The sequence below is a fragment of the Exiguobacterium sp. K1 genome (genome assembly GCF_033721435.1).
GTDB lineage: Bacteria > Bacillota > Bacilli > Exiguobacteriales > Exiguobacteriaceae > Exiguobacterium_A > Exiguobacterium_A artemiae.
Window position 1 is genome coordinate 169,036 of record NZ_JAOTIT010000002.1, and the last position, 21,133, is coordinate 190,168.

General features: G+C 47.9%; 18 protein-coding genes. 7 read left to right on the top strand and 11 right to left on the bottom strand.

Features of this window, described 5'->3' with window-relative positions; translation table 11 throughout:
- Positions 1–60: 60 nt before the first annotated feature.
- On the top strand, positions 61–1,215 hold the full coding sequence (locus N7U64_RS06210) for a helix-turn-helix domain-containing protein (protein WP_290827733.1): 1,155 nt from the start codon (positions 61–63) through the stop codon (positions 1,213–1,215).
- Positions 1,216–1,236: 21 nt separating this feature from the next.
- A complete protein-coding gene (locus N7U64_RS06215) occupies positions 1,237–2,430 on the top strand; it encodes a CDP-glycerol glycerophosphotransferase family protein (protein WP_318928880.1) in 1,194 nt (397 codons plus the stop codon).
- A 65-nt stretch (positions 2,431–2,495) separates the two neighbouring features.
- Here N7U64_RS06215 and rlmD read toward each other — a convergent pair whose 3' ends face one another.
- From rlmD to N7U64_RS06260, 9 genes are all read right to left on the bottom strand, one after another.
- Entirely contained in the window at positions 2,496–3,860 is a 1,365-nt protein-coding gene (gene rlmD / locus N7U64_RS06220; RefSeq protein WP_114595032.1) for a 23S rRNA (uracil(1939)-C(5))-methyltransferase RlmD, read from the bottom strand.
- A 29-nt stretch (positions 3,861–3,889) separates the two neighbouring features.
- A complete protein-coding gene (locus N7U64_RS06225; RefSeq protein WP_012371373.1) occupies positions 3,890–4,858 on the bottom strand; it encodes a diacylglycerol kinase in 969 nt (322 codons plus the stop codon).
- A 146-nt stretch (positions 4,859–5,004) separates the two neighbouring features.
- Positions 5,005–6,438, bottom strand: a complete 1,434-nt coding sequence (gene gatB / locus N7U64_RS06230; RefSeq protein ID WP_012371374.1) for an Asp-tRNA(Asn)/Glu-tRNA(Gln) amidotransferase subunit GatB — start codon at positions 6,436–6,438, stop codon at positions 5,005–5,007.
- Between the two features lie 13 nt (positions 6,439–6,451).
- Positions 6,452–7,894 carry an Asp-tRNA(Asn)/Glu-tRNA(Gln) amidotransferase subunit GatA gene (gene gatA / locus N7U64_RS06235; RefSeq protein ID WP_214853244.1) on the bottom strand — a complete coding sequence of 481 codons (1,443 nt, stop codon included), beginning with the start codon at positions 7,892–7,894 and terminating at the stop codon, positions 6,452–6,454.
- Positions 7,895–7,910: 16 nt separating this feature from the next.
- A complete protein-coding gene (gatC, locus tag N7U64_RS06240) occupies positions 7,911–8,201 on the bottom strand; it encodes an Asp-tRNA(Asn)/Glu-tRNA(Gln) amidotransferase subunit GatC (protein WP_026827487.1) in 291 nt (96 codons plus the stop codon).
- A gap of 201 nt (positions 8,202–8,402) precedes the next feature.
- Positions 8,403–9,623 (bottom strand): Nramp family divalent metal transporter, encoded by a 1,221-nt coding sequence (locus N7U64_RS06245; RefSeq protein WP_318928881.1) that lies wholly within the window; start codon positions 9,621–9,623, stop codon positions 8,403–8,405.
- A gap of 151 nt (positions 9,624–9,774) precedes the next feature.
- On the bottom strand, positions 9,775–11,286 hold the full coding sequence (putP, locus tag N7U64_RS06250; RefSeq protein WP_318928882.1) for a sodium/proline symporter PutP: 1,512 nt from the start codon (positions 11,284–11,286) through the stop codon (positions 9,775–9,777).
- Between the two features lie 71 nt (positions 11,287–11,357).
- A complete protein-coding gene (gene pruA / locus N7U64_RS06255; protein WP_012371379.1) occupies positions 11,358–12,902 on the bottom strand; it encodes an L-glutamate gamma-semialdehyde dehydrogenase in 1,545 nt (514 codons plus the stop codon).
- A gap of 127 nt (positions 12,903–13,029) precedes the next feature.
- Positions 13,030–13,317 (bottom strand): HesB/YadR/YfhF family protein, encoded by a 288-nt coding sequence (locus tag N7U64_RS06260; protein ID WP_012371380.1) that lies wholly within the window; start codon positions 13,315–13,317, stop codon positions 13,030–13,032.
- A 112-nt stretch (positions 13,318–13,429) separates the two neighbouring features.
- On the opposite strand from N7U64_RS06260, the gene N7U64_RS06265 reads away from it, so the two are divergent.
- The 4 genes from N7U64_RS06265 (at position 13,430) to N7U64_RS06280 (ending at position 17,630) form a co-directional block, all read left to right on the top strand.
- The gene (locus tag N7U64_RS06265) at positions 13,430–14,272 is read left to right on the top strand and encodes a hypothetical protein (protein WP_318928883.1); all 843 of its coding nucleotides are present in this window, start codon (positions 13,430–13,432) and stop codon (positions 14,270–14,272) included.
- A gap of 12 nt (positions 14,273–14,284) precedes the next feature.
- Positions 14,285–14,734, top strand: coding sequence for a thioredoxin-dependent thiol peroxidase (gene bcp / locus N7U64_RS06270; protein ID WP_012371382.1), 450 nt, complete (start codon positions 14,285–14,287; stop codon positions 14,732–14,734).
- A gap of 326 nt (positions 14,735–15,060) precedes the next feature.
- Positions 15,061–16,710 carry a peptide ABC transporter substrate-binding protein gene (locus N7U64_RS06275; RefSeq protein ID WP_214767499.1) on the top strand — a complete coding sequence of 550 codons (1,650 nt, stop codon included), beginning with the start codon at positions 15,061–15,063 and terminating at the stop codon, positions 16,708–16,710.
- 269 nt (positions 16,711–16,979) lie between these two features.
- Positions 16,980–17,630: a homing endonuclease associated repeat-containing protein gene (locus tag N7U64_RS06280; RefSeq protein ID WP_012371384.1), complete on the top strand. Its 651-nt coding sequence runs from the start codon at positions 16,980–16,982 to the stop codon at positions 17,628–17,630.
- 418 nt (positions 17,631–18,048) lie between these two features.
- Here the strand turns inward: N7U64_RS06280 and N7U64_RS06285 are convergent, their stop codons facing one another.
- Positions 18,049–19,746, bottom strand: a complete 1,698-nt coding sequence (locus N7U64_RS06285; RefSeq protein WP_318928884.1) for a GGDEF domain-containing protein — start codon at positions 19,744–19,746, stop codon at positions 18,049–18,051.
- A gap of 128 nt (positions 19,747–19,874) precedes the next feature.
- On the opposite strand from N7U64_RS06285, the gene N7U64_RS06290 reads away from it, so the two are divergent.
- A complete protein-coding gene (locus N7U64_RS06290) occupies positions 19,875–20,483 on the top strand; it encodes a YktB family protein (protein WP_214853250.1) in 609 nt (202 codons plus the stop codon).
- A 32-nt stretch (positions 20,484–20,515) separates the two neighbouring features.
- Here N7U64_RS06290 and N7U64_RS06295 read toward each other — a convergent pair whose 3' ends face one another.
- Positions 20,516–21,025: a hypothetical protein gene (locus tag N7U64_RS06295; RefSeq protein WP_012371387.1), complete on the bottom strand. Its 510-nt coding sequence runs from the start codon at positions 21,023–21,025 to the stop codon at positions 20,516–20,518.
- Positions 21,026–21,133: the final 108 nt, after the last annotated feature.

Consider the following 21,133-nt stretch of genomic DNA (forward strand, 5'->3'; position numbering starts at 1 on the left):
AATCATCGGGACACGACGTAAACTGAAAACAACACGTTTTTAAAGAACGGAGGAACTCCAGTGTCGCCCTTATCAACAGAAGATTTGATTCAAATCGCGGAAAGTCTTTACGGGACGACGGGCTTTTTTGTTTCGTACCAGTCCCTGACCGGTGAGGAACTGGATATCAGTCCGGCCGCGCCTTCGCATCCGAGCCGGTTATCGATCGAACAGGAATGGCCGGCACCGGATCAGACACCGCTCCTGTATACCTTAAAAGATGGAACGGCTTACCTGTTTATTCCCGTCCAGGAACAAGGACAGTACCGGATCGGTCCGGTCTTACTGCAATCGGCTCTGTTCCGTGCGCACATTCAGGATGAAGCGTTCCATCAATTTTATAAAGCCTTGACCCGGACGACGGAAAACCGGTTGATCGACTGCGCTCATCTGGTCCACCGTTTACTGACCGGCCAGCAACTCGCTAAACGGGACATCCGAACCGAATCGGAAAGCGAAGAGCAGGAAATTCCGCTGATTGCCGATGTTTCCCCTCATACTGCAACGACTGCCTACATCAAGGCCTGGGAGCGGGAACAGCAGATCATCGAATGGATTTCGTCCGGACAAAGCGAACGCTTGGCGACGACCTACTCTCTACCCGCTTACGGTGAATTCGGATCACTTGCGCGTCACCAGCCGTTAAGGGCTGAAAAAAATCTGTTGCTCGGCACAGTGTTGTTGAGCGCCCGGGCTGCGATTAACGGCGGGCTGGAACCGGATGAAGCCTTTATGCTCAGCGACCGGATGATTGAATCGATTGAAGCGGCAACTAGTATTTCCGAGCTGCGTAACCGCCACGTCCGGATCACGGTCAGCTTTGCAGAGGCCGTCAAACAGATTCAGGAGTTGCGCCATTCGCCGCACGTACTCGCCGCGATCCGTTATATCCAGCAGCACTTGTATGATCCGTTATCGGTCTCGTCGATCAGCCAGGCGATTCACGTTTCATCAAATTATTTATCCGTCCTGTTCAAGGAAGAGACGGGACTTCCGCTCGCACGTTACGTCATTCGTGAACGGATTCGTGAAGCGAAACGGCTGTTGCGTTCGACGGATGATTCCCTGCTGACGATCTCGAACAAGTTACATTTCTCGAGTCAAAGTCATTTTAGTCAGGCGTTCAAACAGACGACCGGCGAGACACCGACTCATTACAGACAACATCATTTTTAATCTTTTTTAAAGGAGTATGACATGACACAGCTACTTACGAAAATCCGCCGCAAGAAAATCCATAAAGGATTGCTTCTCTATCGGCTGTTTCAACAGCTTCCGGTTCAAAAAAATCTTGTCCTGTTTGAAAGCTTTTTAGGTCGCGGTTATTCGGACAATCCGAAAGCGCTCTACCTGACACTTCAAAAACAGCGTCCGGAACTTCAGCTCGTCTGGATTTTTGCCAAAGAACCGAACGCCGCAGTCAAGGCAGCTTGTCCGAACTGGGTATTGCGGAACAGCCCGAAATACTATTACCTGATGGCCCGGGCGCAGTACTGGATTTTCAATACGCGTCAGCCGCTCAGCTTAAAAAAACGACGGGAAACGATGTATTTACAGACCTGGCACGGGACTCCTTTAAAACGGCTCGGACTCGACATGGATGAGGTCCATATGCCGGGTACGAATACCGAACAGTACAAAACGAACTTTTCTGCCCAGGCCAAGGAATGGAACTATCTGCTTTCACCCAATCTCTATTCCAGCGCCATCTTCAAACGGGCCTTTGATTTCCGGGGACTGCTTCTTGAAACCGGTTATCCGCGAAATGACCTGTTGTATGCGCCGGACCGTCAGCAACAAGCCGAGCAGATCAAACAGTCACTGCGATTGCCGCCCGGTAAAAAAGTCATATTGTATGCACCGACCTGGCGGGACGACGAGTTCGTAACGAAAGGTCAGTACCGGTTTAATCTCAAACTGGATTTGAAACAGATGCAATCCCGTTTAGGTGACGATTACATCGTTCTGTTACGGATGCACTACTTGATTGCGGAACACCTGGACTTGACGGCGTTTGACGGGTTTGCATACGACGTGTCCGCTTACGGCGATATCGCGGAACTGTATCTGATCAGTGATCTGTTGATTACGGATTACTCGTCCGTCTTCTTCGATTATGCTCACTTGAACCGTCCGATGTTATTCTTTACGTATGATTTAGAAAAATACGCTTCCGTCCTCCGGGGATTCTATTTTGATTTTGAAGCGGTCGTTCCCGGTCCACTGTTAAAAGAAAGTGATCAGGTCATCGATTATATCGAACACATCGAAACCCGATCCAAACAGTACGAAGAGAAATACACCGCGTTCCAGGAACGCTTTTGCAGCCTGGATGACGGGAAAGCCAGTCAACGGGTTGTTAATGCATTGTTTCCAGCTAAAATCATATAAAAAAGCGAGAATCTCTTACCGAAAGATCGGTAAAGGGATTCTCGCTTTTTATAATTTAAGAGAACTTAGTTTTCTTCACGCACGAACAAAGCAACGCTCTCGACGTGTGTCGTATGCGGGAACATATCGACCGGTGTCACTTCCATCAGCTTGTAGCCGAGTTCAGCAAGAAGCTTCGCGTCACGCGCTTGTGTTGAAGCGTTACAAGAAACGTAAACGATCCGCTTTGGCGCGACTTCAGCAGCAGCACGGAGGAATTCTTCGTCACAGCCTTTACGCGGCGGGTCAACGACGATGACGTCCGGCTTGATGCCGCCTTTAACGAGTGCCGGCATGACCGTTTCTGCCGTTCCGTATTCGAACGAGACGTTATCGATGCCGTTAGCTTTTGCATTCCGGCGTGCGTCGTCAATCGCTTGCGGTACCATTTCAATGCCGTAGACGTGTTTTGCCTGTTGGGCGAGCGATAATGAAATCGAACCGATTCCGCAGTACGCATCAACGACGATTTCATCGCCTGTCAATTGCGCGTATTCCAGCGCTTTTCCGTACAGTTTTTCCGTTTGCAACGGATTGACCTGGAAGAACGAATGCGGTGAAATTTCATACGTCAATCCGGCGATTTGATCGCGGATGACAGACGGTCCGTGTAAGACGATGTTCCGTTTTCCGAGGATGACATTCGTCTCATCCGGGTTGATGTTTTGCTGGATCGATGTAACGTTCGGGACAGCTTTTAAGATGCCTTCGACGATTTTATCAGCACCGCGCAATTGTTTGACCTTCGTCACGAGGACGATCATCAATTCGTTTGTGTGGTACCCGTGGCGTGCCATGATGTGACGGATGACACCGCTGTTTTTCTTTTCATCGTAAGCTGGAACCTTCAGGTCAGCCAGTACTTTGCGGACAGCTTGGATGGCATCGTCGTTCTCTTTATTTTGGATCAGACAGTAATCCATATCGATGATCCGGTGACTGCGTTTTTGATAAAAACCAGCCATTAACTTGTTGGATTGGAACGCGACCGGGACTTGTGCCTTGTTGCGGTAACCCCATGGATCTTCCATGCCCATCGTTTCGTGGACCGGAATCTCAAGACCGGCAAGACGTGCGAACGCATCACGGACACGGTTGTGTTTGAATTTCAGTTCCGCCTCATACGAGAGGTGCTGCAACTGGCAACCGCCGCACTGGTTATAGACCGGGCAAGGCGGCTCGACACGATCGACACTCTTCGTTTTTTGACGGATGATCCGTCCGAAACCGTATGATTTCGTCGTTTTTGTAATTCTGATTTTGACTTGTTCCGTCGGCAAAGCACCGGGAATGAAGACCGTGTAGCCGTCAATCCGGGCAACTCCTGAACCGTCGTGCGTCAAGTCGACGATATCGACGACGTGCTCATCGTTTTTTTGTACTGGAATCATATTGTTTTCCTCCTAGAAAATCCCGCGTCTTACGCGAGATTCGTTTCCTGTTCTTGTGCCTGTAGCTGTAAATTGATCGTTTCCATCTCGTCGATCCGGAACTTCGGCGTCATGACGTCGAAATGCGATTGAAGATTCGTCATCTCCCCTTCACAAATTCCGCCAAACTCGCCATCGATGTTCAAGCTCATCTCGGATGTATTTCGCATCCGGACGAATGACGTCGTCACATGTTCAATACATGGATCAGAGAAGTGGTCTCCCTTTAACGCCAACCGCATGACGCGGATTAACTCAACGAGATTACATTTTTTCAAAATGAATAAATCAAAGCGTCCATCATTGAGGGAAGCATTCGGTGAAAGTTTTTCAAAACCGCCTACAGAATTGGTATTCGAAGTCAAAAACAACATGACTTCGCCTTTAAAAATCCCGCGTTCGTGTTCGAGCTCGACATAGGTCGGACGGATTTGCGGGAGTTTTTCCATCCCTTTGACGTAATACGCCAACTGTCCGAGTGCCGTCTTCAGTTTTGATGGAACTTCATACGAAAGTTCCGTCATGATGCCACCACCTGCGATGTTGATGAAGTAGTGGGTGCCTGTCGTCCCTTCGATCTTTCCGATGTCGACGGGCATCGTGTACCCGGTACAGATGACATCCATCGCCCCTTCAATCGTCAAAGGAATCCGCATCGCCCGGCCAAAGTCATTCGTCGTTCCGACCGGTAAGACACCGAGTTTCGGACGCACCGGATACGATGCCATGCCACTGATCACTTCGTTTAACGTGCCATCTCCACCTGCAGCAACGACAAGGTCAAATTCGGCTTCACAGGCCCGTGCTGCTTCATATGTCGCGTCACCGACCGCTTTCGTCGAATAGACGGAAGTCTCATAACCCGCTGCTTCCAGCCGGTCTAAGATATACGGCAGATTTCGCTTTACCATCTCTTTCCCGGAAGTCGGGTTATAAATCACTCGCGCTCTAGGTCTCATAAGATTTTCTCCTTTTTTACTCAACCGATCCATTTGATACATAACTGTTTTATTTTACATGAAGTACCGGCACATTACAAAGGCAAAAAAAGAAGCCCCGCTTCCTTCTCATGGTTTAGGAGAGGAGAGCGGCGCTTCAGCAAGACTTATTTTAATTTTTCGAGTTCTTCGTAGAACAGCTGATCGAGCAGAGCCGGATTCGCCATTCCTTTTGTTTTTTTCATGATTTGACCGATGACAAACCCTTTTTTCCGATCGCGGCCGTTGACCAGTTCTTCAACGACTGCCGGGTTGGCTTCGAACATCTCGACGACCAGTCCGCGAAGCAGTCCTTCGTCCGAGATTTGCGCGAGTCCTTGTTCTTCGACGTAAGCGCGTGGTTCGACGCCTTGTTCGATGACTGCCGTAAAGACTTGTTTCGCGATTTTCGATGAAATCGTTCCACCGGCAATCAGTTCGATCATTTCAGCAAGACGGGCCGGTGTGAGCTTGATCGTGTCGAACGTTTCCGTCGATTTGTTCAAGTGACCTTGGACTTCCCCAACCGTCCAGTTGGCAGCGGCTTTCGGTTCCGCACCGGCTGCGATCGTCGCTTCAAAGTACTCGGCCATCTCACGTGTGACCGTCAATTGTTTCGCATCATACGCCGACAGACCAAGCGCTTCCTGGTAGCGGACGCGGCGGGCATCCGGTAATTCCGGAATGCCGGCGCGGATCGCTTCTTTCCAGTCGTGGTCGAGGACCAGCTTGACGAGATCCGGTTCCGGGAAGTAACGGTAATCGGACGCACCTTCTTTGACCCGCATCAGGACGGTTTGTTTTTTCGTTTCGTCAAAGCGGAGTGTTTCCTGGCGCATGACGCCGCCGGATAACAACAGCTTACGGTGACGGTCTTCTTCAAACTCAAGTCCTTTTAAGACGTTTCCGAACGAGTTCAAGTTCTTCAACTCGGTTTTCGTTCCGAACTTCTCTTGACCGTATGGACGGACGGAGATGTTACAGTCGCAACGTAACGAACCTTCTTCCATCTTGACGTCCGAGACACCGGCATATTGCAGGACTTCCTTGAGTCGTTCGAGGTAAGCGACCGCTTCTTTCGGTGAGCGCATGTCCGCTTCACTGACGATCTCGATTAACGGGGCACCGGTCCGGTTGAAGTCGACGACCGAATGATTGGCACCGGTGTGGTTCATCTTCCCGGCATCTTCTTCGAGGTGGACACGTTCAATCCGGAAACGTTTTGTTTCGCCGTCGACCTCCGCATCGATGTAGCCGTCAAAACCGATCGGCTGATCAAACTGTGAAATTTGATAGGCTTTCGGTGTATCCGGATAAAAATAGTTTTTCCGGTCGAATTTCGTTTGATCAGCGACATGACAGTTTAACGCCATGGCAGCACGAACCGCGAGTTCAACCGCTTTTTCGTTGATTTTCGGCAGGACGCCGGGATGTCCGAGACAGATCGGGCACGTCTTCGTGTTCGTTTCTGCGCCGTATTCCCGGGCACAGCCGCAAAACATCTTTGTATTTGTATTTAATTCGGCATGGACCTCAATACCGATGACCGTTTCAAAGTTCATAAGGCATTCTCCTTTATAACTTCGGAAGCGCGAATCCGCCGGTCGCAAGCTCAAATGCATGCGCCGCACGATAAATCGTCGCCTCGTCAAAGTGTTTTCCGATGATTTGCAGACCGACCGGTAATCCGTCGACAAGACCGGCTGGGACCGAAATTGCCGGAACACCTGCCAGGTTGATTGGAATCGTCAGGATATCGTTGGCATACATCGTGACCGGATCGTCGTTTTGGGCACCGAGTTCGAACGCAGGTGTCGGAGCAGTTGGTCCGATGATGACGTCGTAGTTGGCAAGGACTTGGTCGAAGTCCTGTTTGATCAACGTCCGCGCTTGTTGTGCTTTTTTATAATAGGCATCGTAGTAACCTGAGCTGAGGGCATATGTGCCGAGCATGATCCGGCGTTTGACCTCGTCACCGAAACCTTGAGCGCGTGAATACTTGAAGACATCTTCGAGTGCATCGGCTTCGGCACGGACACCGTAACGGATTCCGTCGAACCGTGCGAGGTTCGAGGAAGCTTCTGAAGAAGCAAGCAAGTAATACGTTGCGAGCGCATATTTTGAGTTCGGAAGCGAGACTTCGTCGACTGTCGCGCCAAGCGATTCAAGTTTCTTGATCGCGGCACGGATATTTTCTTTAACGCCTTCACTGATTCCTTCGCCGAAGTACTCTTTCGGGACAGCAATCTTGAGTCCTTTGATATCCCCTGTCAATGCTTGCGTGTAATCGGTCGGGTTGACGTTCGCTGACGTCGAATCCATGTCACAGTGTCCGGCAATCGCACTTAATAAGTACGCATTGTCTTCGACTGTCCGTGTCAAGGGACCGATTTGGTCAAGTGATGACGCAAAGGCGACGAGACCGTAACGCGAGACGAGACCGTAAGTCGGTTTCAATCCGACGACACCACAGTAAGCGGCCGGTTGACGGATGGAACCACCCGTATCCGAACCGAGGCTGAACAGGACTTCTCCAGCCGCGACAGCAGCTGCTGATCCGCCTGACGAACCGCCCGGGACGTGTTTCGTATTCCACGGGTTACGGACCGGCTTGTAGGCCGAGTTTTCATTTGATGAGCCCATCGCGAACTCGTCCATGTTCAGTTTCCCGATTGTGACGGCTCCTGCTTCATGAAGACGCTCGACGACTGTCGCATCGTGTGCCGGGACGAAGTTTTCGAGGAACTTCGAACCGCACGTCGTCGTCATCCCTTTCGTGACGATATTGTCTTTGACACCAATCGGTAAACCGAATAACGGGTTTGCTTCGTGTTTCGCAATCTCGTCCATCCGTTTTGCCTGTTCGAAAGCATCTTCGTTTAATGATAAAAATGCGCCGATCTTTCCGTCGACACGGTCAATGCGGTCAAAGGATTCCTGGACAAGTTCGGATACTTTGACTTCTCCGTCTTTGACGAGTGTGTGTAAGTTCTTTACACCATGTTCAAAAAGTGACATATCGGTGGTCTCCTCCTTATTCAAATACTGCCGGGACACGGACTTGTCCGTCTTCCCAATCAGGTGAGAGTCGTTCTACTTCCGTGCGCGGTAGCGACGGGCGGACTTCGTCTTTACGCAAGACGTTTTTGAGATCGAGGACGTGTGTCGTCGGTTCGACGCCTGTCGTATCAAGCTCATTTAATTGTTCAGCGAACCCGAGAATCTTCTCAAGTTGAACGGTAAATTGTTGGACTTCTTCATCTGTTACGGCGAGACGTGCTAAATGCGCCACATGGCGGACTTGTTCTTCATTAATCTTTGCCATCTGATTCCACCTCCGGAACTTTTTCAATATATTTTACACTATTTTTAATCATAGCACTTTTTGTCCAGACAAAAAAGACGATGGTGCATCGGGGGGAGGTCCGCACCATCGTCCTTATAGGGGTAGCAAAGCTTCCGGGCAGAAAGCTTCTAGTAATGAATTACCCGTGCTGTCGGTAAGCAAAACAAAAAATCTGATTATTCAAAATAAAAGATCACCCAGCAAATAGATATTGAAGACGATGACGATACTGACGATCGTCCAGGCAATCCCTTTCGTTAACGGCTGATTTTTATATTTGCCCATGATCCGTTCACTGGATGTGGCACGGATCAACGGGATTAACGCAAACGGAATTCCGAACGATAAGGCGACTTGACTCCAAATCAACGCCCGGGTCGGGTCAAAGCCGGATAACAATAAGAGGATCGCCGGTAACATCGTCACACTGCGTCGGAGGAAAATCGGAATCTCCATCTTCAGGAATCCGCGCATGATGGCATCCCCGGACATCGTCCCGACACTCGACGAGGCAAGTCCGGAAATCAGTAACGCTCCGCCAAACAGATAAGGTGCCGCGCCGCCGAGCGACGTTCCGAGTCCGTGAAAAATACTTTCCAGTGTCTCTGCCTGTTGGCTCGTTCCGAAGAAGACCGTCGCGGCAATGACAAGCATTGCGCCGTTGACTGCCCCCGCAATCAGCATCGCAGCCCAAATATCCATCTTTTGAATCCGTAACAACCCTTTTTTATCCGCGATTGTTCCCATCCGGCGTTTCGTTAAATCGGAATGGAGATAAATCGCATGCGGCATGACCGTTGCCCCGAGCATCCCTGCTGCAAGGACAATGCTCGACGTTCCGGAAAATCCGGGAATCAATCCGCCAGCGACATCGCGCAGGACTGGTTTAACTTCGATGACCTGAATCGCAAACGCCAGAGCGATGACGAGGACCAACGCTCCGATGACAGCTTCAAAATGACGTAACCCTTTCCGTTCAAATCCAAGGATGACGAACGAAGCAACCGCTGTCAGCAAGGCGGCGATTTTCAAATCGATGCCGAACAGCAGGTTAAAACCGAGTGCCGCCCCAACGAACTCCGCTAAATCCGTTGCCATCGCGACGAGTTCGGCCTGCGCCCAATAAAGAATTCGCATGACCGGCGACAGTTCATCCCGAATGACTTCCGCAAGGCTCGTATTGCTGACCAGCCCCAGTTTGGCCGATAGTGTCTGAATCATCACGGCCATCAGGTTGGCGGCAACAATTACCCAGAGCAGTAAAAATCCGTACTGGGCTCCTGCTGTCATGTTCGTCGCAAAATTCCCCGGATCGAGGTAAGCGACGGCGGCGACAAAAGCCGGTCCGATATAGTGTCTTTTTTTCAAACGCTCCACTGGAACGATCGGTTGACTTACCACTTTGCCTCACCTCTCTTTAGTTGTTAGTATACGCTTTTTTTGCGTATAGGCAACATATATGTTTTATGTAAAGATATGTTCACCAAGTTAGTTTCTTCTTTAGAAAAAGAATGTCCGACGCACGAGGCACCGGACATTCTCTCTGCTAAAATCAAACTACTTTCCGTTGTTGCTCCGCTCCTTTAAGTTGAGCCTGTACTTCATCGAATTCATCATACATCGCTTGGCTTGGTGCCTTCGTCAAGAGACTGCCGACAACAAGTGCGACGGTAGACGCGATGAATGCAGGAATCATTTCATACATCTCCGAGATGTAGAACGGAAGATCTTTGACGTACATCTTCACTAAAATCCAGGCGATGACGACGACCGATCCCGTAATCATCGAAGCAAGGGCACCATGTTTGTTCATCCGGCGCCAGAGTAGGCTGAACAGGACGACCGGTCCAAAGGCAGCACCGAATCCGGCCCACGCATAACCGACCAACGTCAGAATGGATTTTTGCGCACCAAACGACAGGGCAATGGCAAGCAGTGCAACGACGAGAACCATGATCCGTCCCATAACCATCAACTCTTTATCTGACGCATTCCGTTTCAGGAAACGCTGATAGAAATCATTGGTTGCAGCACTCGACGAGACGAGCAGTTGCGTCGAGATCGTCGACATGATCGCCGCGAGCAATGCTGCGAGTAATAATCCCGTGATGAAACCTGGGAACAAATCACGTGACAGTTGAATGAAGACATTCTCTGGATTATCGAGTGTTCCGCCTTGTTGTGTGAAGTAGGCGTATCCGAATAATCCCGTCACCATGGCTCCGACAATCGAAAATGTCATCCAAATCATTCCGACCCGACGCGCCGATTTCATTTCATGCAGGTTTCGAATCGCCATAAAACGGACGATGATGTGCGGCTGACCAAAGTACCCAAGCCCCCATGCCAGCAGGGAAACGATGCCGATCACGGTTGTTCCTTTGAACAACTCGAGTTTCGAACCGTCCGTTGAACGAATCGTCTCAAGCGTTTCATTGATTCCGCCGCTGAGTGCCAGCGTGACAGCCGGAACAATCAGCAAGGCGATGACCATGATCATGCCCTGTACGACGTCCGTCCAACTGACGGCAAGGAATCCGCCGAGGAAGACATACGCAATGACGACCCCCGCCAAAATCCATAAGCCGGTTGTATATTCGAGTCCGAAGACCGATTCAAACAGACGACCACCGGCAACAAAACCACTTGAAGCGTACATTATAAAGAATATTAAGATAACTCCAGCTGAAACTGTACGCAGGACACCACTTTTATCGTGGAACCGCTTTTCAAAGTAGTCAGGAATTGTAATGGCATCCCCGGCATGTGCTGTATACGCACGTAAACGTGGTGCGACGAGCAGCCAGTTGGCATAGGCACCGAGCAATAACCCGATGACGATCCAACCACTGGACAGACCAGTTGCAAACATGGCACCCGGTAATCCCATCAACAGCCACCCACTCATATCACTGGCTCCTGCTGAGAGCGCTGTGACGACAGGTCCGATTGTTCGTCCTCCCAGCATATAATCGTTCATGTTTTTTGTCCGATAATACGCGACGACACCTAGTGTGACCATCAAACCCAGATACAACAAAATCGCGAACCACATTCCGTTCATCTCGTGCTCCCCCTTTTCTAAAAAAAACGGGTATGCAGGTTGCATACCCGTTTCATCTATTAAACATCATTTTAGAACATTTCAGAAGTAGTTTTTGCTTGAAGATGTAAAGTCAAGTAATCCGGTCCGCCTGCTTTTGAATCCGTTCCTGACATGTTGAATCCGCCAAACGGTTGGTACCCAACGATTGCACCTGTGCAACCGCGGTTGAAGTACAAGTTACCGACATGGAAGTTCGCACGTGCGTATTCCTGGTTCGTACGATCTTGAGTGATGACGGCACCTGTCAAACCATACTCCGTGTTGTTGGCGATGTCGATTGCTTCTTTGAAGTCTTTTGCTTTTGTGAACGCAACGACCGGTCCGAAGATTTCTTCCTGCATCAGACGGTCCGTCGGTTGGACGTCAGCGACGATTGTTGGTGCGACGAAGTATCCTGTCGAATCATCCGCTGTACCACCTGCTGCAATCCGGCCTTCTTGTTTTGCGACATCGAAGTACGATGTGATTTTCTTGAACGCTGCTGCATCGATGACAGGTCCGACGTTGTTTGTTACGTCGACCGGGTTACCGATACTGAGTTTGTTTGTGTTTTCGACGACTTTCGCGAGCAATTCGTCATATACCGAATCCAGTGCGACGACACGTGAACAAGCTGAACATTTTTGTCCCGAGAAACCGAATGCCGCTTTTGTGATCATGTCTGCCGCGTAATCGAGATCAGCCGACTCATCGATGACCATCGTGTCTTTTCCGCCCATTTCCGCGATGACGCGTTTGAGCCAGATTTGACCGTCGTTTAATTTCGAAGCGCGTTCGTTAATGCGGAGTCCGACATCACGTGAACCCGTGAAGCTGATGAAACGTGTTTTCGGGTGATCGACGAGGTAATCGCCGACTTCCGCACCTGGTCCCGGAATGAAGTTCAAGACACCGGCCGGAAGACCCGCCTGTTCCATGACTTCAACGAATTTAGCAGCGACAACCGGTGTCGTCGATGCTGGTTTCAAGAGGATCGGGTTACCTGCCACGATCGCAGCAACCGCTGTTCCTGCCATGATGGCAAGCGGGAAGTTCCATGGTGAGATGATGACACCGACACCGAGTGGAATGTAGTCGTACCGGTTGTATTCGCCCGGACGGCTCTCGACTTTCTTGCCTTCTTTTAAGACAAGCATCTGACGCGCATAGTATTCGAGGAAGTCGATTGCTTCCGCTGTATCCGCATCTGCTTCGTTCCATGGTTTACCGGCTTCTTTGACGAGGTAAGCCGAGAATTCATGTTTGCGTTTCCGGATGATGTTTGCGGCTTTGAATAAGACGTCCGCACGAACACTCGGATTGACGAATTTCCACGTTTCAAATGCTTTGACTGCAGCTTGCATGGCATCTTCAGCGTGTGCTTGTGTCGCTTTCGAAACGCGTCCGACGATTTCTTCTTTGTTTGCCGGATTGACAGAAACGATTTTGTCCTCTGTCGTCACACGTTCTCCCCCGATGACGAGTGGATAATCTTTCCCAAGCTCTTTCGATACAAGTTCAAGCGCCTCTTCGAACGCTTTCTTGTTTGCTTCCTGTGAGAAGTCCGTGAATGGTTCGTGTTTGTACGGAATCATCTCTATTCCCCCTTTTATACTTGCTTTTAATCGCTTACATTCTCCATTGTACAGAAGCATGTCGCCGCTTACAATTATTCTAGACAAAAAAATGAAGAAGACCGTGGAGGTCCTCTTCATTTCATATTCATTGCTTAGCCTGTGAAAAGACGATCTCTTCATTTTGAACAGATACTTCGACATCCTGTCCCTGGAACAACCAGTCATCCTGATCGGAAACGACGAAATGAATCCCGTCGACGGTTTCTTCAACCGCTGCCCGGTCAACGGTCTCCATGTGGACTCCGACTGAGAACCCTTGCGTTAAATCGGTAGAGCCGCCGTACTTGGCGAAAAAGCGGATCGTATCGCCTTCCTTTGCTTCCATCTCTTCTTTGAAATATTGTAGTGCTTCGTCTGTTACGTGAATTTTCATGGTGAACCCACTCTCCTTTATGCTAGTGTACCTATTCCCTACTCAAAAAAGCGAATTTCCTGTATGGTGAAGACATAATGAAAGATGTTGTTCATATAGGAGGAACTGAAATATGAAACGATTATTGACGGTACTCGTATCAACGGGAATCATCCTCGCCGGATGCGGAAACGATTCCGCTCCGTCTACTGATACTGAATCCCCGAAGTCGACGGAAACGAAACAAACGAAACAGGCAAGTCAAGACGTTCTTGATGTCTACAAGACGTATCAACAAACTGTTGGTCAGTCCGGTACAGCTGATGCTGAAGCACTTGCCGCGATTGAGTATACGGGGGATCAAAAGTTGTTGCGGGCCGCGACACTCGGTGCCAAGAATTTAAAGATCAAACCGGGTAAAGTCGTCAAAAGTTTTCAGGAAGGTAACGTCGCCTACATCATTCACGAATTCAACGATGAAGACGGATCGCCTTTACCGAATCGTGCTTCGAAACTGTTTTTAAAACAGGACGGCGAATGGAAAGTCGTCATCGTGCCGACGAAGTTTGATCCCGAAGTCTTTACGACCCTCGCCTCCCTGTTCGAGTCCTTTAACGCCGATGAATATGGGGTCAACGCGAAAGCGGCGGAAGCGGTCGGGAATACGAAGGAAGACGAGCAGGATGAAGTCTTTACCCGGGTCAATGCCCAGACGGACTACATGGCGCTTGAAATGAACAGCAACATCCTGATGATTTACGGTCCGGCCCTCGGTAACAAAGGAAATCCGGAGACGCTTGTTAATTACTATGAGGATTACGCTGACTGGTACCGGGAGGAACAATCCTTGTTACTGAAGACGGCAAAAGCCGGCACCGACTTTGAAAAGTATTTGATTGCGCTCGATCCGTTAAAGGAAAGTCTGCAAAAGAAACTCGAAAAATACGCTGACCAGTTGAATATGGAACTGGGTTGAGGAGGACCATTCATGAATACAGTCGATTTTACACTGCCGAATGCGCAGGGAGAGATGATTTCACTAAGTGATTTCCGCGGAAAAAAAGTCATCGTCTACTTTTATCCGAAAGACTCGACACCGGGTTGTACGACGGAGGCATGTGACTTCCGTGATGCGTCGGAAGCCTTTGCTGCGAAGAATACGGTCATTCTCGGTATTTCCGCTGACAGCCAAAAGCGTCACCAGAATTTTATCTCAAAATACGAACTTCCTTTCGAATTATTGTCCGATGTCGACCATACCGTTTGTGAGCAGTATGGAGTCTGGCAACTGAAGAAAAATTACGGGAAGGAATATTATGGAATCGTACGTTCCACTTTTTTAATTAATGAATCCGGCGAATTGATTCAGGAATGGCGTTCCGTTAAAGTCAAAGACCACGTCACAGAAGCACTTTCCTTTCTCGAACAACTGAACTGACCGGATTAAAACACGCCATTTGATGAGCGTGTTTTAATTTTGGAATCATTTTTACCTCCCAATATTATCCTCCCGGAAAATTATTTTTACAAAAAAAACGTTGATATTACACGAAATTTTAATCAATTTGAAATAATCTGAAAATAAGCTATTGATTTTTCTGAATATTGTATTTATTATTGGTAACAAGTTGATCCGGTGCTTTCCTTCAACAAAATAAAAGGCGATGACCCCTCTTATTTTTTTAATAGGACACCGGATCGCTATTCTAATCGGTACTCATTTTTCAATCATATATATTCATTCTTGGGAGGGAACTTATTATTATGAAGACGAAAAAAACACTTGCACTCGTTGGTGCTCTAGCTATCGCCGGATCAAGCCTTGCTGCTTGTACATCGACAGATGATTCAAAAGATACTTCAGGTTCGACTGATACGAAAAAGGCGTCGGACAAACAGGTTCTTAACCTCACAAGCGGTTCAGACATCCCGGCACTCAGCCCGACCGTTGCGACAGACTCAGTTTCATTCACAGTCTTAAACAACGTCCAGGAAGGTCTCTTCCGTCTCGACGAAAAACAAGAGCCGACACCTGGTGTTGCGGAAAGTGTAGACGTCTCTGAAGATGGTCTTACATACACATTTAAATTACGTGATTCTAAATGGTCGGACGGCAGTGACGTCACGGCAAAAGACTTCGAATATGCGTGGAAACGTGTTCTTGATCCGAAAAGCGGATCGCAATATGCGTACATCATGTATATCATCGATGGCGCTGAAGCCTACAACACAGGAAAAGGAAAACCGGCTGACGTTGGTGTTAAAGCGGTTGACGACAAGACACTCGAAGTCAAACTGACACAACCGGCTGAATACTTCAAAGCATTGACTGGCTTCGGTTCATTCATGCCACTCAAACAGGAATTTGTTGAAGAAAAAGGCAAAGACTTCGCGACGAACCCGGAGAACTTCCTTTACAACGGACCGTTCCAACTGACGGACTGGAAAACAGAAGTCGGCTGGAGCTACAAGAAAAACGATCAGTATTGGGATGCAGATACGGTCAAACTCGAAGAAGTCAACTATAAAGTCGTTAAAGAAGTATCAACAGCCGTCAACCTGTACGAAAAAGGTGATATCGATACAGTTGGTCTGACAAGTGAGTTCGTTGATCAGTACAAAGATAGCGAAGACTTCGATACACGTCTTGACGCGTCGATGTACTACATCCAAATGAACTTCAAAAACGAATTGCTCAAAAACAAAGACATCCGTAAAGCAATCGACTCTGGTTACGATAAAGAGCAGATGGCGAAAGTCCTCTTAAACAACGGATCGATCCCTGCTTACTACTATGTACCAAAAGAATTCGCTAAAGGTCCGGACGGAAAAGACTTCCGTGACGGCAACGAAGGTTTCGGATCATTCGATGCTTCATCGGCTAAAGCTTCGTTCGAAAAAGGTCTGAAGGATATCGGTAAGAAATCCGTCAAGCTTGAGCTTCTTTCATACGATGACGACAACTCGAAGAAAATCTCCGAATACCTCAAAGGCGAGTGGGAGAAAAACCTTCCAGGTCTTGAAGTTACAATCAAACAGCAACCGTTCAAAAACAAATTGGACCTCGAGTCTAAAGGTCAGTTCGAACTTTCATTCGCAGGATGGGGCCCTGACTACCAGGATCCAATGACATTCCTCGACATGTGGATGACAGATGGACCGTACAACCGCGGTAAGTACACAAGCGACAAGTACGATTCACTCATCAAGTCGGCGATGAAAGAAACAGATGCAGCAAAACGTTGGCAGTCACTGAAAGATGCGGAGAAAGTCTTACTTGAAGACGATCAAGCGATCTCAGTTATGTACCAACGCGGTGCTTCCCTCTTACGTAAACCGTACGTTAAAGGAATCGTCAACCATAAAGTCGGTGCGGATACTTCGTTCAAATGGACGTATATCGAAGGAAAATAAGTATGACCTAAGACCAGTCTCGCTCCATGCGGGTCTGGTCTTTTTTTCCATATGAGACAAATGTACTGTTTTTATACGGTTCATTAAAAATTGGTAACATTCTGTTTTCATTTGGATTACTTCCATTTATACTTAGCAGAAGAATGATTTTCACTTTATTTACAATATTTCACGGTAATTATTCATAATTAATGGAAAAGTGCCGATATATTCTATACAGAGGACTTTTGCCTCAACTATTACGATTTACTAGGAAGGAGGACTCACCCTTGAAACAACGTGTACTTACGAGTCAGCAGACATGGACGGAAGAACAACTTGAAATGATTCAAGCCATCCAGGCCTTAGGCGAACTCATCCAGGATCGTCCCCGCCGGACGATTTATCGTCGTTATGCCATCGAACATGGTTGGCCGCAACCGGAAACCATCATTCGTCAGTTCGGATCTTGGCCGGAAGCTTTATCTGCAGCCGGTTATGAATGGCATATCGATCAACAGCCGGAAGAACTCGAACGGGCTCCGAAATATACGAAAGATGAAATCCTGAAGTCGTTTCACCGGTACGCCCAGGATGTCGGATCGACCATCACCTTAAAGAAATATCAAATCTGGCGTAAATCGGTTCATCATGCTCCGAGTCATTATCATATCGTGAAGATGTTCGGATCTTGGCATGATGCCTGTACGGCCGCCGGATTAGAAGCAAGCGTCACCTATTCAAAAGCTGAGCTTGCCGCATCATTGCGCCAAGCGATTGAAGAAGTCGGTTTCTCGCTCTCATTCGAAGCCTATCGTGAATGGGCGAAACGAAACAACAAACCGTCGACGAAAGCTCTACTGCACCGGTATGGTTCTTGGTCTGCGGCCATCCATGCGATTGAAAGCGAAATCCGTACGAGCAACCAGCAAGCCCAATAATCCTGCTTTTATTTTTCCTTCAAATACATTCATAATCACTGAGCCTCCTTCTCTTGCAGAACGGGGCTTTTTTGTCTCATTTAACGCCCTCAGAGAGCTTCCTGTTCTTACCTCTTACTACAGAGCTCTCCACACGATCTACACACGTTATCAGAACGTTAAAAGGGGCTGACTCAAAAAAAGAAACACTCATTCTTTCACGCCCTTTCCTCAGGCGAGACACAAGCCAGTTTTCCTGCCTGAATCAGGCAGAAACCCGGGTCTTGTTTGTCTCTGACAGCGCAAAATCGTGCTTTTCCCTGTAGGAGTTGCGTGAAAAGAGTGTTTCTTTTTTTACGCGAAAAGGGTGGCAGATTCCAATTCTGCCACCCTTCTCTTTGTAGAATCCGACTTTTGAGTCAGCCCCTTTATCTTAAGCTTAGATGACACGTTCTTTCCACTCTTGGTATGATGCGACACGGTCGCGTCCTTGGAACTTCGCACCGATATACATTGCCCGGTCGGCATTGCGAATCAGACTCGCTAAATCACCCAGCTCGTTTAACGTATCGACACCGATACTTGCCGTAATCCTTAACGAATCTTCTTCAACCTGAATCGGATTGGCATGTAACGTCTCGCGAATCCGTTCGGCAACGATTTGAGCCGATTCCAGATCCGTATTCGGTAACAAGACAACAAATTCCTCGCCGCCGTAACGGGCCACAAGATCCGTGATTCGCGTCGCCTGCATTAACAGCTTGGCGACTTCAAACAGAACGATATCCCCGACTTCATGCCCATATGTATCGTTGATCTGTTTAAAATGGTCCAAATCGATCATCAAGGCTGAGAATGGATATAAATCACGTTGCCGAATCCGGCGATCGCCCCACTCCTGCAACGCCCGGTAGTTCGGTAATTTCGTCATCGCGTCCGTCCGGCTGTCCGTCAACAGACGTTCCCGCTCCTGTGCCCGTTCAACTGCCCAGGAGAGGACACGTAACGCGCGGTACAATTCATAACCAAAGTCTTTTGTGAACTCGCCGCTCGCTTCAGATGCTAAAAATAAAGAGCAATTGATTTTTTCGGTTGCTTCCGGCTGAATAAACAGAATCGATTGCGTTTCTTCCGGGACACAATCATACAGGCGGATATCCCATTCCTGTTGCATACCGTACAGCAACACTTCTTCTTTTTCGTCAATGATATCTTCAATGATGATGCCGTGGACATGATCCGCTTTTAATTTCCGACCGTCCTTTAACGAATAATAAATCGACTCGCCTTCACCGAAATCAAACTTAATCCAGGCGATATCCGGACGAACGAAATGGTTCAATTGGCGTAAATACCGTTCGATGATGAACTGGGCATCGCCGTCTTTCCAGGCTGCTTCCTTCAATCGTTCAATCTGTTCCCAGTGCTCGATCCGGTCACTGGCATGGACGGAACTGCCAAGCGACCGTTTGATGATGAACAGCGCAAAAGCTGTCATGACAAGACCGCTGTTGCCGTTGTTTTGAACCATCAATGTACTGAAAATTCCAAACAGCAATTCGGCGGCAATGACAACTGCCTCAAACCGAAGCAACGGTAGCATGACACTGTTCGGGATGTTTTCACCAAGTAAAAAGTTCGACAATTTATACTGGAACAGTAAGACGATCCATAAAATCAAGACCATGACGAGCAACGGTCCGACGTTTTCAATTAATAAAAAATCTTTTCCGTGCGTCCCGCCGAGCGCATTGTAAGCTAGTCCGGCAGGCAAAATCAATAACAGCTCGAGCGTGACATTAAACGGGTAATTATGTAGCATACGCCGGCGGCCGATTGCGGTATGGAACGTCCGCAATTGGTAAATCAACATCGTCAATTGTCCAACACAGATGGCAGACAGGAGTCCATACGTTAAAAACGTAAACAGGACGAATCCGAAATGAAACGTAAAGCTCATATGTCTTCTGCGCACCGGATCAATAACAAAGATGGTGGAGAGTGCAACAACAAGCGTAAACGTAAAAAAGTCGATGCTCAGGTTGTAATCTCTTGATTTCGCCAGTAAATCGATTCCGATGACGACAAGAAAAAATACAATCCAGCTTCGAAGGAGATATTGTTGAAAGCGACGCATGTTGACTTCCCCTTCCTAACACATTTTGTGTATATATGAAAAAAACAATCTGATTATCACTCATTTGAGCATTGAGGTCTATTCTTCACGCTTTGATTTGTTACACTAGCAATAGAGGTGATAAATCAGTGACTACACAATTTACAAAAGAAGCATTTGATACATTTGAGATTGAAGGACTGGAACAACGGATGCACGCGATTCGGGAACGGATTCAACCCGTTTTCAAACAAATCGGACAGGAAGTCTCACCCGATTTAACGGTCAACCTGGCAGAAGATATGTATGTGCATATTGCACAGCATGCCCGCCGGAAAGTAAATCCCCCGAAGGACACATGGATGGCTTTTTCCCCAAACAAACGCGGCTACAAAAAGCATCCGCATTTCCAAGTCGGCTTATTTGATGATCATCTGTTCATCTGGCTCGCTTACATTTACGAACTTCCGAATAAATCACAGTACGCGACAAAACTCCTGAATCATCAGGAACTGTTGCACGCTCTTCCGTCTGATTTCGTTGTTTCTTACGATCATATGAAGAAAGAGGCACAACAGATTGACGAGACCGGTCTGGAACAAGGACTGGTACGATTCCGTGATGTCAAGAAAGCGGAATTTTTGGTCGGCCGTCATGTCTCTGCCGAAGAAGTCAGTGCGATGTCGCACGAAGATCTAGTAAAATTGATTCGAAATACCTATGAACAACTCGTGCCAATCTATAAAAAAATTCAATAAAAAGGATGGCCCAAAAGGTCATCCTTTGTTCGTTAGTTATATTTTACTAGAATTGACATGACTTGTGTACGTTCAGAATTTAAATTTAGATAAATGTTGACCTCTTTTGTTGAAACGGTCATCAGGTTGAATGTTTTGTCGAGTTTTGCCGTTGAGTACGCTTTTTTGACTTCTTTGACGGTAATTGTCCGGCCGATCACTTTTGGATTGTAGACGATGGCTGAGACTTTCGCTTTGCGGTCAGGCACACCGAATGTCGAGCAGTAGTGAACTGCTTTGTTCGGAGCGACCAATCCTTTACCGCTTTGGCACCACGTCGAGTTTTTTTCCCCTTTGTACGCGCTATGTACCTGGGCTAACGTCGTTTTTTCCAATGTCACTTTTCCATCGACGGATTTGGCTTTTGACGCTGTCGTTTTAACTTGTTTCAACCAATCGATATCCGTCGGCTTCGCAGCTTCGGCAGACTGGTTATATGAAGGACCTGAGACGAGGCTCATGGTAAGTGCGGCAGTTAAGATAAGACCAAAAATTTGTTTCATGATGTGCTCCCCCTTGAAATGCTTTGATAAATATCTCATTCCCCCATTTTCGAAATAATATTCACTTTACATACATTTCTTTAAAAAATATTTTTAAAAAAGTTGTTA

What these genes read in the sequence shown, in the direction of transcription:
- N7U64_RS06215 (WP_318928880.1), top strand. Translation starts at nt 1,237, where the DNA reads ATGACACAGCTACTTACGAAAATCCGCCGCAAGAAAATCCATAAAGGA.
- rlmD (WP_114595032.1), bottom strand. Translation starts at nt 3,860, where the DNA reads ATGATTCCAGTACAAAAAAACGATGAGCACGTCGTCGATATCGTCGAC.
- N7U64_RS06225 (WP_012371373.1), bottom strand. Translation starts at nt 4,858, where the DNA reads ATGAGACCTAGAGCGCGAGTGATTTATAACCCGACTTCCGGGAAAGAG.
- gatB (WP_012371374.1), bottom strand. Translation starts at nt 6,438, where the DNA reads ATGAACTTTGAAACGGTCATCGGTATTGAGGTCCATGCCGAATTAAAT.
- gatA (WP_214853244.1), bottom strand. Translation starts at nt 7,894, where the DNA reads ATGTCACTTTTTGAACATGGTGTAAAGAACTTACACACACTCGTCAAA.
- gatC (WP_026827487.1), bottom strand. Translation starts at nt 8,201, where the DNA reads ATGGCAAAGATTAATGAAGAACAAGTCCGCCATGTGGCGCATTTAGCA.
- putP (WP_318928882.1), bottom strand. Translation starts at nt 11,286, where the DNA reads ATGAACGGAATGTGGTTCGCGATTTTGTTGTATCTGGGTTTGATGGTC.
- pruA (WP_012371379.1), bottom strand. Translation starts at nt 12,902, where the DNA reads ATGATTCCGTACAAACACGAACCATTCACGGACTTCTCACAGGAAGCA.
- N7U64_RS06260 (WP_012371380.1), bottom strand. Translation starts at nt 13,317, where the DNA reads ATGAAAATTCACGTAACAGACGAAGCACTACAATATTTCAAAGAAGAG.
- N7U64_RS06265 (WP_318928883.1), top strand. Translation starts at nt 13,430, where the DNA reads ATGAAACGATTATTGACGGTACTCGTATCAACGGGAATCATCCTCGCC.
- bcp (WP_012371382.1), top strand. Translation starts at nt 14,285, where the DNA reads ATGAATACAGTCGATTTTACACTGCCGAATGCGCAGGGAGAGATGATT.
- N7U64_RS06275 (WP_214767499.1), top strand. Translation starts at nt 15,061, where the DNA reads ATGAAGACGAAAAAAACACTTGCACTCGTTGGTGCTCTAGCTATCGCC.
- N7U64_RS06285 (WP_318928884.1), bottom strand. Translation starts at nt 19,746, where the DNA reads ATGCGTCGCTTTCAACAATATCTCCTTCGAAGCTGGATTGTATTTTTT.
- N7U64_RS06295 (WP_012371387.1), bottom strand. Translation starts at nt 21,025, where the DNA reads ATGAAACAAATTTTTGGTCTTATCTTAACTGCCGCACTTACCATGAGC.